We start from the raw sequence: 15,668 nt of genomic DNA, 5'->3' as shown, positions 1-15,668 counted from the left end.
AATAAGGAGAAAGGCAATCTACCGAATGGCAGATTGCCTTTTTACAATAGAAGGGGAAGGAAAAATGATTATTCATATTTTAGCGGGAGGACCTGCAGAATACTGCGCAGATTTTTCTCGGTATGAAAATGAAGAAGTAGTTTGGGCGGCCGTTGATAGAGGAGTGTACCGTTTGTTGAAAAGAGGAATCACTCCGGCTGTTGCGTTTGGGGATTATGATTCAGTTACTGATGAGGAATTAGCATGGATGAGACAGCAAACAAATGAATTACATATTGTCCCGCGAGAAAAAGATCAAACAGATTTAGAAATTGCAATTAGCTGGGCTTTAGAACAGAAACCAAAATTAATTCGTATTTTTGGTGCTACTGGTGGAAGGCTTGATCACGGTTTAGCGAATATACAGATGCTTTTAAAGGGATTAGAAGCACAGGTAGAAATGTGTATTGTGGATAATAAAAATGAGATAATGGTGAAAAAGATAGGTGTGTATATAATTGAAGGAAATGAACATTTTCCATATGTATCATTTGTACCAGTTACTGAAAGGGTAGAAGGCATTACACTTCAAGGCTTTAAGTACCCTCTTACTAATAAAACAATAGAGTGGGGATCGACACTTTGTATTAGTAATGAACTCATTGAGGAAAAAGGTACTTTTTCATTTACCTCTGGCATATTAATGATGATAAGAAGCACTGATTGAAGAAACAATTTTGCTCCTTGCATCATATAGTGAACAAGTGGAGTAATGGGGATTAGGAGGGAAACCATGAGATTTTATACAATTAAGTTACCTAAATTTCTTGGTGGAATTGTTCGTGCGATGTTAAATACCTTCAAAAAAGACTAAAAAAAGCACCTATTACCGGTGCTTTTTCCATTGGTATAATAAAAAAAGAGCCTAGCGGCTCTTTTTTTTATTATTAAACACGTTCGATTTTGCCAGATTTTAATGCTCTAGCAGAAACGTAAACACGTTGAACTTTTCCGTCGATGCGTACGCGAACTTTTTGAAGGTTAGCGCCCCATTTACGTTTTGTAGCGTTCATTGCGTGAGAACGAGAGTTACCAGAACGAGCTTTTCTTCCAGTGATAGCACAAACACGAGCCATTTATATTTCCCTCCCTTAACTACCGTAACATACGTAATTTTTCAATGTTAGTCTTTTATGCGATGCTAAAAACACTACTATAATTTAACACAACTAAAAAGAGAATGCAACACCGTAGGAAAAAGAAATCAAGAAAAAATACTTGACACTATATGTCAATGAAGAAAAGGTGAAATCAAGAAAAATTGCTTGACATATTATAGTGGTACATGTTGTATAATAACAATGGACTATTTTGCTCATCATAAAAAAATGTAATTAAAAACATAAAATATGAGAGTGAAAAAGAAAGAACGATGGAATTTTCTTTAAAAAGATTATATGATAGTAACTAAAGTAGTCTAGCTCACTTTCACCATTTATGAAGGGGGAAACGAGATGTCAATTGAAATTAAAACAAAGTACGGTCAAATTGATATTAGTACAGAAGTAATTGCAACAATTGCTGGAGGTGCCGCAGTAGATTGCTACGGTATCGTAGGTATGGCATCAAAAAATCAATTAAAAGATGGATTAACAGACATTTTACGAAAAGAAAACTTCACTAGAGGCGTTATTGTTCGTAAAGATGAAGATGAAGTACATATTGATATGTATATTATTGTGAGCTATGGTACGAAAATTTCAGAAGTAGCACATAACGTGCAGACTAAAGTGAAATATACATTAGATCAAACTGTAGGACTAGCAGTAGATTCTGTAAACATCTACGTACAAGGAGTTAAAGTAATAAACTTGTAATGTGCATTAAGGAGGAAAATCTGTGTCAATTCAAAAAATTGATGGAAAACGTTTATCACAAATGATCATTCAAGGAGCCAATAATTTAACAAATAATGTTCAGCTTGTTGATGCATTAAACGTATTTCCAGTTCCAGATGGCGATACCGGTACAAACATGAACTTATCAATGACTTCAGGAGCACGTGAAGTGAAAGCAAATCCTTCACAACATGCTGGTAAAGTCGGCGTAAGTTTAGCCAAAGGATTATTAATGGGAGCTCGTGGTAACTCTGGGGTTATTTTATCTCAGTTATTCCGTGGTTTCTCTAAATCCATTGAACAAAAAGAAGAATTAACGACAGTTGATTTCGCTGCAGCTTTAGAAGCTGGAGTAGAGGCAGCTTACAAAGCGGTTATGAAACCGATTGAAGGAACGATTTTAACGGTTGCAAGAGAAACGGGTAAATATGCAGTGACAGTTGCGAAAAAACAGCGCGACTTTGTTTTGTTTATGGAAGACGTTGTAAAAGAAGCAAACGCATCGTTAAATCGTACGCCAGATTTATTACCTGTATTAAAACAAGTTGGCGTTGTAGATAGCGGTGGTAAAGGTCTTGTTGTTGTATATGAAGGATTTTTAGCTGACTTAAAAGGAGAAACGATTTCTTCTAATGTGCCTGCCCAACCATCTATGAATGACATGGTACGCGCAGAACATCACCGTAGTGTACAAAGCCAATTGAGTACAGAAGATATTAAGTATGGATATTGTACGGAATTCATGGTGAAATTAGAGCCTGAAAAAATGAAGGAACATAATTTCTCTGAACAAAAATTCCGTGAAGATATTAGTGTGTACGGAGATTCACTACTTGTTGTATCGGATGATGAGGTTGTAAAGGTTCATATTCATGCGGAACATCCTGGAGATCCAATGAACTATGGACAACGTTACGGTAGTCTAATTAAGATCAAAGTAGAAAATATGCGTGAACAGCATACTGCTTTATTAGATGAACCTACCATGGTACCTGAACAAACGAATCAGCCAAAAGAGAAACAACCGTATGGTATTGTAACTGTAGCTATGGGATCTGGTATTAAAACTTTATTTGAGAGCATTGGCGCAACGAAAGTTATCGAAGGTGGCCAAACGATGAATCCGAGTACGGAGGATATTGTGAAGGCGATTGAAGAAGCAAATGCGGAAAAAATCATCATTCTACCAAATAACGGAAATATCGTAATGGCAGCAGAACAAGCAGCGTCAGTTGTAGAACAAGAAGTTATTGTTGTTCGTTCAAAAACAGTTCCTCAAGGTATGGCTGCAATGTTAGCATTTAATCCAGTTGGAACGCTAGAAGAGAATGAAGAAAACATGAAAGAAGCTTTATCTCATGTGAAAACAGGTCAAATTACGTATGCTGTTCGTGATACGGAAATTGACGGTGTGGAAATTCAGAAAGATGATTTCATGTGTATTGCAGATGGGAAAATCGTATCAACAAACGCTGAAAAAGTAGGAGCTGCGAAGCAATTACTAGAAGCACTAATTGATGAGGATTCTGAAATTGTAACGATTCTACAAGGTGAAGATGCAACTGATGAAGAAGTGGCTGAATTAGTTGCGTTTGTTGAAGAGAACTTTGAAGATGCAGAAGTAGAAGTACATGCAGGGAACCAACCGGTGTATTCTTTCATCTTCTCTGTCGAATAAGAAAAGATTTGTTTTGAAAATAGATGGATTACTTACTTGCTAATGGATAAGAAGTAGTGATATGGAACTTATTACTAGTTTTTATTCAAAAGGCTAGCATATTGATGATAGAAAAGAGCCTTGCTGCTAATAGTGAGGCTCTTTTCTTACGTGTTGTATATCTTTGTTTTATCCCGCATTAACTGCCCGTAAACGCCCGATTGGTGAAGGCTAATAATCAGTGGGGGATGAACAAAACCCCCACTGATTATAGTTTCACTTTATATAGAGGGATTAGAGTAGTTTCTCTTAGAATGCCTATGATAGAATATATAAGGTGAAAGAGAGCGAGTACAGATGTCAATGATGTTAATGGATAATCAATAGAATGAATCGAAGAAAATAATGTGACGGAGCGTGAGAATCTTGAATGAAGTTGTACAAGTTCCTGTTACGGATGTAAAGGGAATCGGAGGAGAAACATCTGAGTTATTACATGAGATGGGAATTTATACAGTTTCTCATCTGTTAGAACATTTTCCGTACCGTTATGAAGACTATGCGATGAAAGATCTTGCTGACGTAAAGCATGATGAGCGTGTGACAGTTGAGGGGAAAGTCCATAGTGCTCCTCTACTTCAATATTATGGAAAGAAAAAGTCGCGTCTTACAGTTCGTGTTCTCGTCGGTCGTTATTTAATTACGGCGGTATGTTTTAATAGACCTTACTATAAGCAAAAGTTAACGTTAGATGAAACAGTAACGATTACTGGTAAATGGGATCAGCATCGCCAAACGATCGCTGTATCAGAACTTCATTTTGGACCGGTTGTGCGTCAACAAGAAGTAGAACCAGTATATTCCGTGAAAGGGAAACTGACAGTAAAACAGATGCGCCGTTTTATTGCCCAGGCTTTAAAGGCGTATGGAGATTCTATAATTGAAGTGTTACCTGACGGTTTGTTAAGTAGGTATAAATTATTACCACGTTATGAAGCGCTTCGAACGTTACATTTTCCGATGGGACAGGAAGACTTAAAGCAAGCGCGTCGCCGTTTTGTATATGAGGAATTTTTCTTGTTTCAGTTGAAAATGCAAACATTACGGAAAATGGAAAGGGAAAACTCGAAAGGGACGAAAAAAGAAATTTCATTAGTAGAATTGCAAGAGTTTACTGATGCACTTCCGTTTCCATTAACTGGCGCACAGCGCCGGGTTGTAGATGAAATAATGAAAGATATGGTATCTCCGTACCGAATGAATCGATTATTGCAAGGGGATGTAGGTTCTGGGAAAACAGTTGTTGCTGCGATTGCTCTTTATGCGGCGAAATTGGCTCATTATCAAGGTGCTTTAATGGTTCCTACAGAAATTTTAGCCGAACAACATTATCAGTCGCTCGCGGAGACGTTTTCACATTTCGGTATGAAGGTTGAATTGCTAACAAGTTCTGTTAAAGGTGCGAGACGTCGAGAAATTTTGTCGAGATTAGAACAGGGAGAAGTAGACATCCTTGTTGGGACGCACGCTTTAATTCAAGACGAAGTTATATTTCATAGGTTAGGTCTCGTTATTACCGATGAACAGCATCGATTTGGTGTGGCGCAGCGCCGGGTTTTACGTGAGAAAGGTGAAAGTCCAGATGTGTTGTTTATGACGGCGACCCCAATCCCGCGTACGTTAGCTATCACTGCATTTGGAGAGATGGACGTTTCTATTATCGATGAAATGCCAGCTGGTAGAAAGGTAATCGAAACGTACTGGGCAAAACATGATATGTTAGATCGTGTTCTCGGTTTTGTGGAGAAAGAGATAAAAAAAGGAAGACAGGCATATGTTATTTGCCCTCTTATTGAAGAGTCTGAGAAGCTTGATGTACAAAATGCTATCGACTTACATAGTATGCTGACTCATCATTATCAAGGGAAATGCCAAGTTGGATTAATGCATGGGAGACTATCATCTCAAGAAAAAGAAGAAATAATGGGACAGTTTAGTGAAAATAAAGTGCAAATTCTTGTGTCGACAACAGTTGTTGAAGTAGGTGTGAATGTACCAAATGCGACTGTTATGGTTATTTATGACGCGGAACGTTTCGGTTTATCACAGCTCCATCAGCTGAGGGGGCGTGTTGGGCGTGGTAGTGAACAATCATATTGTTTATTAATTGCGGACCCGAAATCAGAAACGGGAAAAGAAAGAATGCGCATTATGACTGAAACAAATGATGGATTTGTATTGTCAGAAAAAGATTTAGAGTTACGAGGTCCTGGGGATTTCTTTGGAAGTAAGCAAAGTGGTCTACCAGAATTTAAGGTTGCTGATATGGTGCATGATTATCGGGCGTTAGAAACAGCAAGACAAGATGCGGCGATACTAGTTGATTCAGAAGCGTTTTGGCATAATGATCAATATGCTTCGCTGCGTACTTATCTTGATGGGACAGGTGTGTTCCAGGGAGAGAAGCTCGATTAAAAGTAGTCTGCAAAAGTTTTTGTTGCATTCTACTTTTAATGATTATATACTACTTTTAGTACCTAGTCATAAAAATGGATGGTGCGGTATGAAAAAAAGAAGAAGTAAAAAAGAAAGACAAGAATTATTACAACAAACAATAGAAACGAATCCTTTTATAACGGATGAAGATTTAGCGGAAAAATTTCAAGTGAGCATACAAACTGTTCGTCTTGATCGTATGGAATTATCTATTCCTGAATTAAGAGAACGAATTAAGCATGTGGCTACAAAACAACATGAAGAAGATGTGAAATCTTTACCGTTAGAAGAGGTTGTCGGAGAAATTATCGATATAGAATTAGATAGACATGCGATTTCTATCTTTGAAGTAAAGGTAGAACATGTATTTAAAAGAAATCAAATTGCTCGTGGGCATCATTTGTTTGCGCAAGCAAACTCACTAGCTGTTGCGGTTATTGATGAAGAATTAGCTTTAACTGCAAAGTCCACCATTCGATATATTCGTCCTGTAAAATTAGGAGAGCGTGTTGTTGCAAAAGCACGTGTTGAAGATGTAGAGAATGATAAAGGACGGACGGTTGTCAAAGTGCGTAGCTTTGTTGGAGAAGAACTTGTTTTTACAGGCACTTTTGAAATGTATCGATCTAGTAATTATAGTGAGGAAGGTAACAACTTATGAAAATCGCAATAGATGCAATGGGCGGCGATCATGCACCAAAGGCTGTAGTATTAGGAGCAATGAAAGCTATTAAGGAATACTCAGATTTACATATTACGTTAGTAGGGAAGGAAGAGGGAATTCGTCAATATTTAACGAGTGAAGAGCGAATTACTATACTTCATACGGACGAAAAAATTGAATCGACAGACGAACCAGTAAGAGCGGTTCGTCGAAAAAAACAAGCTTCAATGGTACTAGCGGCGCAGCAAGTAAAAGACGGTGTAGCGGATGCTTGTATATCAGCAGGTAGTACAGGAGCTTTGATGGCAGCTGGATTGTTTGTTGTTGGTCGTATGGAAGGAATTGAACGACCAGCTTTATCACCTACAATGCCAACTGTTGATGGAGAAGGTTTTGTTATGTTAGATGTTGGAGCCAACGTTGATGCAAAACCAATTCATTTATATCAATATGCAGTAATGGGCTCTGTTTACGCAGAGAAGGTAAGAGGAATTAAAAATCCACGCGTTGGACTTTTAAACGTTGGAACAGAGGATGGTAAAGGAAACGAGCTTTCAAAACAGGTCTTTGCTATGCTCAAGGATGCACCAATTAATTTCGTTGGAAACGTTGAATCAAGAGATTTATTGCAAGGTGTAGCAGACGTTGTTGTATGTGATGGTTTTACAGGGAATGTAGCGCTAAAATCATTAGAAGGAACAGCGCTTGCGTTATTTTCTATGTTAAAAGAGCAATTAATGAGTTCGTTTACGAGCAAATTAGCAGCAGCGGTATTAAAACCAAAACTTATGGTATTGAAAGATAAAATGGATTATTCGGAGTATGGAGGAGCGGCATTGTTTGGATTGAAAGCTCCTGTCATTAAGGCTCACGGTTCTTCTAATGACCAATCGATATTTAGTGCGATTCGTCAAACGAGAGAAATGGTAGCGAAAGAAGTAATTCCTACAATTTCAAGTGTAATGGAGAAGGAGCCGCTTCAATAAGAGGAGGATTTGAAATGGGAAAACTAGCATTTCTTTTTCCGGGCCAAGGTTCACAGGCGGTTGGAATGGGTAGACAGTTAGCGGAGAATAATAAAGAGGTTGCGAAAGTGTTTGCAAAAGCGGATGAGGTTTTGCATGATTCTCTTTCAGAAGTGATTTTTGAAGGACCACAGGAAAAGTTAACATTAACGACAAATGCGCAGCCGGCACTATTAACAACGAGCTTTGCAATTTTAACAGCTTTGAAGGAGTATGATATTACACCTGATTTTGTCGCAGGACATAGTTTAGGTGAATATAGCGCTCTTGTAGCTGCTGGTGCATTAACATTCGAAGACGCTGTGTATGCTGTAAGGAAACGCGGGGAATATATGGAAGAAGCTGTTCCAGGCGGGGAAGGTGCAATGGCAGCTATTTTAGGTGCGGATCCGGATATGCTGAAACGAGTTACAGAAGAAGTAACAAGTGAAGGATACGCAGTACAAATTGCTAATATGAATAGTACGAAGCAAATTGTTATTTCTGGAACAAAGCAAGGAGTAGAACTTGCTTCTCAAAGAGCGAAAGAAAATGGCGCTAAAAGAGCAATTCCGCTCAAAGTAAGTGGACCGTTTCATTCCTCGCTTATGAAACCAGCTGCTGAGAAATTCCAAAGTGTTTTAAATGAAATTACAATTCAAGACACGAATATTCCTGTTATTGCAAATGTTACGGCAGATGTTATTACACGTGGTACAGATATTCAAGAAAAGCTAATTGAACAGCTCTATTCGCCTGTATTATGGTACCCATCTATTGAGTATATGGTGAAACAAGGGGTAGATACCTTTATTGAAATCGGACCTGGAAAAGTACTTGCTGGTCTTATGAAGTCGATTGATTCTTCAGTGAAAGCATATGCGATATATGATGAAGAGACATTAAAAGATACCATTTCGAATTTGAGAGGAGAAAGCGGATGTTAAAAGGGAAAGTAGCATTAGTAACTGGTGCTTCACGTGGGATTGGTCGTGCGATTGCCATTGATTTAGCGAAACAAGGGGCAAATGTTGTAGTAAATTATGCTGGTAATGAGCAAAAGGCGAATGAAGTAGTTGATGAAATAAAGAAATTAGGTTCAGGTGCCATTGCAGTAAGAGCAGATGTTGCAAATGCTGATGATGTTACTGCAATGGTGAAACAAACTGTAGATACGTTTGGACAAGTTGATATTCTTGTAAATAACGCTGGTGTAACAAAAGATAATTTATTAATGCGTATGAAAGAAGAAGAATGGGATACAGTTATTAATACAAACTTAAAAGGTGTTTTCTTATGTACGAAAGCAGTATCGCGCTATATGATGCGTCAACGTCATGGACGTATTATTAATATTGCTTCTGTTGTTGGTGTAACAGGAAACCCAGGACAAGCAAATTATGTTGCTGCTAAAGCTGGTGTAATTGGATTAACAAAAACATCAGCAAAAGAATTAGCGAGCCGAAATATTACTGTAAATGCAATTGCTCCAGGGTTTATTGCGACTGATATGACGGATGTATTAGATGAAAATATAAAAGCAGAAATGTTAAAGTTAATTCCTGCAGCTCAGTTTGGAGAAGCACAAGATATCGCAAATACTGTAACGTTTTTTGCTTCTGATCAAAGTAAATATGTTACAGGTCAAACATTAAATGTTGATGGCGGTATGGTAATGTAATAAAAGAATCGATTTCACCTAGTTTTTTTGGACAATATTTTATATAATATTTGAGGGGAGGTGAATAAAATGGCAGATGTTTTAGAGCGTGTAACAAAAATTGTCGTTGATCGTTTAGGAGTAGAAGAAACTGAAGTAGTACCAGCTGCAAGTTTCAAAGAAGATTTAGGCGCAGACTCCCTAGATGTAGTAGAACTTGTAATGCAATTAGAAGATGAATTCGAAATGGAAATTTCTGATGAAGATGCTGAAAAGATTGCTACTGTTGGCGATGCTGTGACTTACATAGAGAGTCATCTATAATGCTTAAGTGAAGTCCCGTTTTTTAACGGGGCTTCTCGGCTTATATCTGGAGGGACCTATGCCGTACCGAAAACATAGAGAAAAAAAATACGAAGCAAAATATCGTGAAGCTTTTAAAGTATTTCAAGAAAAGATAGGTATTACGTTTACAGATGAAAAATTATTGATTCAAGCATTTACGCATTCATCGTATGTGAATGAGCATCGAAAAAAACCGCATGAGGACAATGAGCGTCTTGAATTTCTTGGCGATGCTGTATTGGAACTCACTGTATCACAGTATCTGTTTCAAAAATATCCGACAATGAGCGAAGGAGAGTTAACAAAACTACGTGCAGCTATTGTATGTGAGCCATCTCTTGTTCGTTTTGCAAACGAAATGTCATTTGGTAGCCTTGTTTTATTAGGAAAAGGTGAGGAAATGACGGGTGGACGTGAACGACCAGCTTTATTAGCGGATGTCTTTGAAGCGTTTATTGGTGCCCTTTATCTTGATCAAGGGCTAGAAACAGTTTGGGGATACTTAAAAGAAGTTGTATATCCAAAAATTAATGAAGGTGCTTTTTCTCATGTGATGGATTATAAGAGTCAATTGCAAGAATTGATTCAGCGTGATGGTAGTGGCAATATTGAGTATCAAATTTTGCAAGAAAAAGGACCAGCCCACAACCGAGAATTTGTGTCCCGTGTAACTTTAAATAATGAGGCATTAGGTCTTGGAAGTGGTAAGTCAAAAAAAGAGGCAGAGCAACAAGCTGCTGCAGAAGCATTGAAAAAATTAAAAGAACAATCATGAGGAATCCCCCTTTGAATGAGGGGGATTCCTTATGCATAGAATGAAACTTTCCTTTTATTTATAAATAAAAGGAGTGGGAAATCCGTATAGTAGCTTGTTTTCGTACAGACAACGTTTACAACAACGGAGAATAGGAGGAAGGCCTTTCGTGTTTTTAAAAAGATTAGAAATAGCAGGATTTAAATCTTTTGCTGAGCGTGTATCTGTCGATTTTGTTCCAGGTGTAACTTCTGTAGTAGGACCTAACGGGAGCGGGAAAAGTAATATTACTGATGCAATTCGCTGGGTACTTGGTGAACAATCTGCAAAGTCATTACGCGGTGCAAAGATGGAGGATATTATTTTTGCCGGCAGTGATACGAGAAGAGCGGTTAATGTTGCTGAAGTTACATTAACTTTAAATAATGAAGACCAACGCTTACCGATTGAGTATAACGAGGTGTGTGTAACGCGTCGTGTATCTCGTTCGGGTGATAGTGATTTTTATATTAATAAACAATCTTGTAGATTGAAAGATATTATTGATTTATTTATGGACTCTGGTATGGGAAGAGAAGCTTTTTCAATTATTAGCCAGGGGAAAGTCGAAGAGATTTTGAGTAGTAAATCAGAAGAACGTCGTGGGGTATTTGAAGAAGCTGCGGGTGTGCTGAAATACAAACTTCGTAAAAAGAAAGCTGAAGGGAAATTGGCGGAAACACAAGAAAACTTAAATCGTGTACAAGATATTATTCACGAATTAAGTAGTCAAGTAGAACCACTAGAAAGACAAGCTTCTATTGCGAAAGATTATCTTGAGAAAAAAGAAGAATTAGAGAAGGTAGAAGCTGCGCTTATTGTACATGAAATTGAAGAATTACATGCAAAGTGGGAAGCGCTTCGAAATCAATTTGGGCATAATAAAGATGAAGAAGCTAAAATGTCGGCGAACTTACAAAAAAGTGAAGAAGAGCTTGAGGAATTACGCGGGCAATTACAAGCCGTTGATGAATCTGTAAATTCCTTACAAGAAGTTCTCCTTCTGTCTAGTAAAGAACTAGAAAAACTAGAAGGGCAACGCGAGCTGTTAAAGGAAAGAAAGCAAAATGCAACGACACATTGTGCGCAGCTTGAAAAGCTAATTGTTGAGTTAACAGAGAAAGCTACAAGTTATGATGGCGAAATTGAAACAAGTACAGAAGCTTTAATGCAATTTGTGAATCAAGTAAATGAATTGGAGAAGAAATTGCATGATAACGAGCAATTACTTGCGACTTTTGCTGAGAATTTAGAGGAACAAATTGAGAATCTAAAAGGTGACTATATTGAACTTTTAAATCAACAAGCAAGTCTTCGTAATGAATTATCTATGATTGAAGAACAATCAAAACAGCAAAACTCTAAAAACGAACGACTTGATGAAGAAAATGAAAAGTATGTACAGATGCGTGTGGAAATTACAGCGAAAAAGGCGAAACTTCTAGAAAGTTATGAGCAAGCGAGAGAGAAAATAGCTGGCATTATTTCTAACATACAGAAGACAGAAACGGCACTTGGGAAATGTAAGTCACAGTATAGTGAAAATGAAACGAAACTGTATCAAGCGTATCAATTTGTGCAACAGGCGCGCTCTCGGAAAGAAATGTTAGAAGAGATGCAAGAGGACTACTCTGGCTTCTATCAAGGGGTACGTGAAGTATTAAAGGCTAGAGAAAATAGACTACAAGGTATTGAGGGCGCTGTTGCAGAACTTCTGACTGTGCCGAAAGAATATGAAATCGCAATGGAAATCGCCCTTGGGGCAGCGATGCAACATATCGTAGTACAAACAGAAGAACATGCTCGTAATGCAATTGCATTTTTAAAGCAAAATAAACATGGCCGTGCAACGTTTTTACCTCAAGCTGTTATTAAAAGCCGATCGCTATCATTTGATCAATTACGCATTGTGAATCAACATCCATCGTTTGTCGGTGTAGCGGCAGAACTTGTGCAGTACAATAATAAATATGAGAATGTAGTTTCCAGTTTATTAGGTACTGTTGTTGTTGCGAAAGATTTACGCGGAGCAAATGAGTTAGCGAAACAACTGCAATACCGCTATCGTATTGTAACACTCGAAGGTGACGTAGTGAATCCGGGTGGTTCTATGACGGGTGGAGCTGTAAAACAAGCGAAATCCTCTTTATTGGGACGTCAACGTGAACTTGAAGAGTGGACTAAAAAACTAACTGACATGGAAGAAAAAACAACGAAGCTAGAAAATTTTGTTAAAGCAGTAAAGCAAGAGATTCAAGAAAAAGAAGTACAAATACGAGAGCTACGCCAAGGTGTAGAGACCGAACGTGTAGATGAACAGAAGCTAAGAGAAGAAATTAATCGTTTAGAATTAGATGAACATCGTATTAATGATCGTTTATCGATTTACGATTTAGAGATTGAAGGATTTTTACAAGATCAAGTAAAAATGCAAGGGCGTAAAGAAGAGTTAGAAAAGATTTTAGCTACTCTTCAAACGGAGATTGGGGAATTAGATAGCAAAATCGTCGTTTTAACGAAACAAAAAAGTGAACAACATTCTTCAAAAGAAAAAGTTCAGAAGGAAATGACGGAGCTAAAAGTGCAAGTTGCTGAACAACAACAACGTTTGTCTAATCAAAAAGAAAAAGTCGAACGATTGACGAAGGAAAAAGAAGAGACTGATGCGACGCTTGTAAAAACGAAAGAAGATTTAGCGTTCTTAAAGCAAGAGATGACATCTAATTCAAGTGGCGAAGAACAAATTACGAATATGATTGAGAAGAAAGCGTATGATCGTAATCAAACTTCGGAGTTAATTCGTTCTCGTCGTGAACAACGCGTATCATTGCAAGAAAGAGTCGAGCATTTAGAGCGCGGTACGAAAGAAACAATAGGCAAACATAAATATATTCTTGAGATGCTGAAAGATCAAGAAGTGAAAATTAACCGACTTGATGTAGAGCTGGAAAATAGATTGCAACATTTACGTGAAACATATACTATTTCATTTGAAGCAGCAAAACTTAAGTATACAATGATGATGCCTGCAGAAGATGCGCGTAAAAAGGTGAAACTAATTAAACTATCCATCGAAGAGTTAGGCGCAGTAAATTTAGGGGCAATTGATGAGTATGAACGTGTAGCAGAGCGCCATACATTCTTATTAGAGCAAAGAGATGATCTGGAAGAAGCGAAATCGACATTGCATCAACTTATTACGGAAATGGATGAAGAGATGAAAAAACGCTTTTCTACTACGTTCGAAGGGATTCGAACAGAGTTTCAATCTGTATTCTCTGAACTATTCGGGGGCGGTAGAGCGGATTTAGTAATGACAAATCCGGAAGATTTACTAAATACTGGTATTGATATTGTAGCGCAACCACCAGGAAAGAAACTACAAAACTTAGGTTTACTTTCAGGGGGAGAGCGTGCTTTAACGGCAATTGCGCTCTTATTTGGTATTTTAAAAGTACGCCCAGTTCCATTCTGTGTGCTAGATGAAGTAGAAGCAGCTCTTGATGAGGCAAACGTTGCTCGTTTTGCGCAGTATTTAAAGAAATTTAGTGATGAAACACAGTTTATTGTAATTACACACCGAAAAGGTACAATGGAAGAGTCTGATGTATTGTACGGTGTCACAATGCAAGAATCAGGGGTGTCGAAGCTTGTTTCTGTTCGTTTAGATGATGGCGAAGAACTTGTTGCAAGTAGATAGGAAGGATGGGAAGTATGAGTTTTTTTAAAAAATTAAAAGAAAAAATTTCAAAACAAACGGATACGGTAACAGAGAAGTTTAAACAAGGATTAGAAAAAACGAGAAATTCATTTGCTGATAAAGTAAATGATTTAGTGTACCGTTACCGTAAAATAGACGAAGATTTCTTTGAGGAATTAGAAGAAATTTTAATTAGTGCGGATGTCGGAGTTTCGACAGTGATGGAATTAATTGATCAGTTGAAAGAAGAAGTGCAACGTCGTAACATTCAAGATCCGAAAGAAGTACAGGCTGTTATTTCTGAAAAGTTAGTGGGAATTTACAAAGGTGACAGCGACTTTAGTAATGAAGTTAATATACAAGAGGATCAATTAACAGTAGTTTTATTTGTTGGTGTTAATGGTGTGGGGAAAACGACGACGATTGGTAAGCTTGCACATAAATTTAAATCAGAAGGTAAGTCTGTCCTATTGGCGGCAGGAGATACATTTCGTGCTGGAGCGATTGAACAATTAGAAGTATGGGGCGATCGTGTTGGTGTAGAAGTAATTAAACAAGAATCAGGATCTGATCCAGCGGCGGTTATGTATGATGCTGTACAAGCGGCAAAGGCCCGTAAAGTGGATGTATTACTATGTGATACAGCAGGACGCTTACAAAATAAAGTAAACTTAATGAAAGAGTTAGAGAAAGTGAAGCGCGTAATTGAGCGCGAAGTACCAGGGGCTCCTCATGAAATATTACTAGTTATTGATGCAACAACAGGACAAAATGGTTTAAGCCAAGCGAAAACATTCCGTGAAGCAACGAATGTTACTGGTATTGTTTTAACGAAGTTAGATGGAACTGCTAAAGGTGGTATCGTCTTAGCGATTCGTAACGAAATGGATGTTCCGGTGAAATTTGTTGGGCTAGGAGAGCAAATGGATGATCTGCAGCAGTTTGATCCAGAACAATATGTTTATGGTTTGTTTGCGAACTTAGTAGAAACAGAAGAAGTGTAAGTGAAAGAAGCGGTATTTCCGCTTCTTTTTCTATAAAAATATGTGATGTTAAGAAAAAAACTTGACACTCTTTTGTACTCCATGTAAACTAAATCATGTAAAGGGAAATCACTTAACAAAGGATGATCCAACATGCTCGAGAAAACAACGAGAATGAACTATTTATTTGATTTTTATCAATCGTTGTTAACGCAAAAACAAAGAAGTTATATGTCGCTTTATTATCTAGATGATTTATCTCTTGGTGAAATTGCGGAAGAATTTGATGTAAGTCGCCAAGCCGTGTATGATAACATTAAACGGACTGAAGCGATGCTTGAAGAATATGAAGATAAATTAGTATTACTTCAAAAGTTTCAAGAGCGACAGCGACTTGTTGCAAAGCTAAAACAGCTAATCAGCGAAGAAGAGCATGTGAATGAAGAAATGAAACAAGTTGTTGAAGCTATCGAAAAATTAGATTAGGAG

The 15,668-nt window shown here is 37.7% G+C and carries 15 protein-coding genes; 14 read left to right on the top strand and 1 reads right to left on the bottom strand.

What is annotated here, in order from left to right:
* Nucleotides 1-25 precede the first annotated feature (25 nt).
* Together BWGOE10_RS19335 and spoVM are read left to right on the top strand one after the other, a co-directional pair.
* Nucleotides 26-706 (top strand): thiamine diphosphokinase, encoded by a 681-nt coding sequence (locus tag BWGOE10_RS19335; protein WP_070144602.1) that lies wholly within the window; start codon nt 26-28, stop codon nt 704-706.
* 66 nt (nt 707-772) lie between these two features.
* On the top strand, nt 773-853 hold the full coding sequence (gene spoVM / locus BWGOE10_RS19330; protein WP_001213599.1) for a stage V sporulation protein SpoVM: 81 nt from the start codon (nt 773-775) through the stop codon (nt 851-853).
* Between the two features lie 73 nt (nt 854-926).
* Here spoVM and rpmB read toward each other — a convergent pair whose 3' ends face one another.
* The gene (gene rpmB, locus BWGOE10_RS19325) at nt 927-1,115 is read right to left on the bottom strand and encodes a 50S ribosomal protein L28 (protein WP_000124776.1); all 189 of its coding nucleotides are present in this window, start codon (nt 1,113-1,115) and stop codon (nt 927-929) included.
* A gap of 378 nt (nt 1,116-1,493) precedes the next feature.
* Here rpmB and BWGOE10_RS19320 point away from each other — a divergent pair, with 378 nt between their 5' ends.
* The 12 genes from BWGOE10_RS19320 to BWGOE10_RS19265 all read left to right on the top strand — a co-directional run bounded on the left by BWGOE10_RS19320 (nt 1,494) and on the right by BWGOE10_RS19265 (nt 15,665).
* A complete protein-coding gene (locus tag BWGOE10_RS19320; protein ID WP_070144601.1) occupies nt 1,494-1,856 on the top strand; it encodes an Asp23/Gls24 family envelope stress response protein in 363 nt (120 codons plus the stop codon).
* A gap of 22 nt (nt 1,857-1,878) precedes the next feature.
* Nucleotides 1,879-3,555, top strand: a complete 1,677-nt coding sequence (locus BWGOE10_RS19315; RefSeq protein ID WP_070144600.1) for a DAK2 domain-containing protein — start codon at nt 1,879-1,881, stop codon at nt 3,553-3,555.
* Nucleotides 3,556-3,960: 405 nt separating this feature from the next.
* Nucleotides 3,961-6,009, top strand: coding sequence for an ATP-dependent DNA helicase RecG (gene recG, locus BWGOE10_RS19310; RefSeq protein WP_070144599.1), 2,049 nt, complete (start codon nt 3,961-3,963; stop codon nt 6,007-6,009).
* Nucleotides 6,010-6,097: 88 nt separating this feature from the next.
* A complete protein-coding gene (fapR, locus tag BWGOE10_RS19305; RefSeq protein ID WP_000747352.1) occupies nt 6,098-6,691 on the top strand; it encodes a transcription factor FapR in 594 nt (197 codons plus the stop codon).
* Nucleotides 6,688-7,680, top strand: coding sequence for a phosphate acyltransferase PlsX (gene plsX, locus BWGOE10_RS19300; protein ID WP_002128828.1), 993 nt, complete (start codon nt 6,688-6,690; stop codon nt 7,678-7,680). Before fapR ends, plsX begins: the two co-directional genes overlap by 4 nt.
* 14 nt (nt 7,681-7,694) lie before the next feature.
* The gene (gene fabD / locus BWGOE10_RS19295) at nt 7,695-8,645 is read left to right on the top strand and encodes an ACP S-malonyltransferase (protein ID WP_070144598.1); all 951 of its coding nucleotides are present in this window, start codon (nt 7,695-7,697) and stop codon (nt 8,643-8,645) included.
* Nucleotides 8,639-9,379, top strand: a complete 741-nt coding sequence (gene fabG, locus BWGOE10_RS19290) for a 3-oxoacyl-[acyl-carrier-protein] reductase (protein ID WP_070144597.1) — start codon at nt 8,639-8,641, stop codon at nt 9,377-9,379. The genes fabD and fabG overlap by 7 nt, the downstream gene beginning before the upstream one ends.
* A 69-nt stretch (nt 9,380-9,448) precedes the next feature.
* Nucleotides 9,449-9,682, top strand: coding sequence for an acyl carrier protein (acpP, locus tag BWGOE10_RS19285; protein ID WP_002014515.1), 234 nt, complete (start codon nt 9,449-9,451; stop codon nt 9,680-9,682).
* Nucleotides 9,683-9,740: 58 nt separating this feature from the next.
* The gene (gene rncS, locus BWGOE10_RS19280) at nt 9,741-10,478 is read left to right on the top strand and encodes a ribonuclease III (RefSeq protein ID WP_070144596.1); all 738 of its coding nucleotides are present in this window, start codon (nt 9,741-9,743) and stop codon (nt 10,476-10,478) included.
* Nucleotides 10,479-10,626: 148 nt separating this feature from the next.
* Nucleotides 10,627-14,196: a chromosome segregation protein SMC gene (gene smc, locus BWGOE10_RS19275; RefSeq protein WP_070144595.1), complete on the top strand. Its 3,570-nt coding sequence runs from the start codon at nt 10,627-10,629 to the stop codon at nt 14,194-14,196.
* A gap of 14 nt (nt 14,197-14,210) precedes the next feature.
* On the top strand, nt 14,211-15,200 hold the full coding sequence (gene ftsY, locus BWGOE10_RS19270) for a signal recognition particle-docking protein FtsY (protein ID WP_070144594.1): 990 nt from the start codon (nt 14,211-14,213) through the stop codon (nt 15,198-15,200).
* Nucleotides 15,201-15,332: 132 nt separating this feature from the next.
* Nucleotides 15,333-15,665, top strand: coding sequence for a putative DNA-binding protein (locus tag BWGOE10_RS19265; RefSeq protein ID WP_000891061.1), 333 nt, complete (start codon nt 15,333-15,335; stop codon nt 15,663-15,665).
* Nucleotides 15,666-15,668: the final 3 nt, after the last annotated feature.

Origin of the sequence: Bacillus mycoides (assembly GCF_001757995.1) — a bacterium.
GTDB classification, from domain to species: Bacteria; Bacillota; Bacilli; order Bacillales; family Bacillaceae_G; genus Bacillus_A; species Bacillus_A mycoides_B.
Note: the sequence above shows the minus strand (reverse complement) of the source record. Positions and strands in the feature narration are given on the sequence as shown.